The sequence below is a fragment of the Stenotrophomonas sp. genome, from assembly GCF_050737575.1.
Taxonomy (GTDB): domain Bacteria; phylum Pseudomonadota; class Gammaproteobacteria; order Xanthomonadales; family Xanthomonadaceae; genus Stenotrophomonas.
Window position 1 is genome coordinate 1 of record NZ_JBOHXW010000017.1, and the last position, 1,842, is coordinate 1,842.

The 1,842-nt window shown below is 79.4% G+C and carries 1 pseudogene; it reads right to left on the reverse strand.

Annotation, left to right across the window (positions count from 1 at the left end):
• Window positions 1–1,842, reverse strand: a pseudogene (locus ACREP4_RS16940) (hypothetical protein); the annotation flags it as partial.

Here is a 1,842-nt window from a genome sequence, read left to right on the forward strand (position 1 = left end):
CGACCGACAGGCCGGAGGCGGCGCCGTGGCGGGCGCGCTCGTCGCTGTGGCGCAGCCGGTAGCGGCCGTCGGTCATGGCCGCAAGACGCTCGCTCGCGGCCTCGGTGATCTCCTCCAGGTACGCGGCGAGCACGTACCGCTTGAGCGACATCCGCGCCTGGTTGCCGCTGCCGTCACAGACCGCGGCGAGCCGCCGGATGCGCTCGGCGTCGACCCGCACCGGCACCAGCGCGCGTAAGGATTCGGCGTGCCGCTCGGCGAGCAGCGTGAGGTCGGCGGCGACCCGCCGGACGACGCTGTGCCGGGCGATCGCGGCGTCAGCGGCCTTCTCGGCCGCCTCGCAGGCGGCGCGGGCGGCATCGACGTCGGGCGGGTCACCGGGCAGATCGGCGAGCGCCGGGTCCTCCAGGGCGGCGAGCGCGCCGACGCGGCGCCGGTCGTGCTCGGTGATCAGCGCGCGCCAGGCCGGCCACTCGGCGCGGCCGTCCAGGGCGAGGCGGACCTCGTCCGCGCTGCCGAAGCCCTGCGCGGCGAGCAGGTCCGCCAAGCGGCGGGCCGCCCCGGCGCGCTCGATCTCGGCGGCACGCTCGGCGCCCCGCGCCTCCCGCAGGGCGGTGAGCAGGTCGATGAGCCTCGCGAGGTCGGCGGCGACGACCTCAGCGTCCGCGTCCGGTCCAAGCGCCGCCGTGACCCGCGCGGCGGCCTCGGCGGCCTGGGCCTCGGCGGCGGCTTCGGCCGCCCGGGCGCCCGCGGCCTGAGCGAGGTGCTCGGCGGCGGCCTTGCGGGCAACGCTGGCCTCGGCCGCGAGCTCGTCGACCCGCGCCTGAAGATCAGCGAGGTCGGTCGCGAGCGCGCCGACAGCGGCGAGCTTCCGCTCGGCGGCGGCGGCGTCAGCCCGTGCCTCGGCGGGGTCGGCGCCGCCCGCCCGGGCGCGGGCTTCGGCGAGCGCGTCAGAGGCCTCGCGCCGCGCCTGCTGTCCGGCGTCGGCGGCGGCGCGAAGGCCGGCGGCGACGGCCTCGGCGGCGTGGATCTCGGCTGCCTCGACAGGGCTCGCGGTGGAGACCGCGGGGGCAGGGTGCTCGACCGACCCGCACACCGGGCACGCCTGGCCGGCGGCGAGGCTCGCGGCGAGCTCGGCGGCCATCCCGTCGATCCGCCGCTGGAGCAGGTCGGTGTGGACGCGCAGGGCGTCGTGGTAGGCCTCGGCGGCAGCGCGCTCGGCGGCGAGGGAGCTGGCGTAAGCAGCGTCGAGCGCGGGGATCTCGGCGGCGGCATCGGCGGCGGCGGTCAGGCGGGCCACGCGCTCGCTGAGCTGGCCGAGGCTGGCCGCCGCCGCCTTGGCCTCGTCCCGCTGGGCGGCGGCGCCGGCGACCTCGTCGTCGAGCCGGCTCGCCTGCACGTCAAGGAGGTCAGCGGCGGCGCGATGCTCACGGGCGGTGGCGCGCTCAGCGGCGGCGCGCTCGGCGGCGGCCTGGGCCTCGCGGGCGTCCTGGGCGAGCCGCTCGGTGAGGGCGGCCAACCGGTGGAGACGGTCCAGGGCGAGGTCCCCGTCGAGCGCCGCCGGCAGGCGCGCCGCGGCCTCGGCGACCGGGGCGTCCGCCGCCCGGCACCGGCAAGAGGCCTCACGGAGCCCGACCTCGGCCTGGTCGAGGTCATGAAGCAGAGGCGCGCAGGGCGCCGCCCGCTCACCTCGAGCGAGCCGGTCGCGGAGCAGGTCGATACGCACGGCCTCGGCGTCGGTCTCGGCGAGCGCGCGCTCGGCGTCGCCGCAGCGGCGGCAGCGGTCCGCGAGGAACTCGGCGGCCAGCAGCGCGCCCTGGGCAGCGGCGGCCTCGGCGCGGG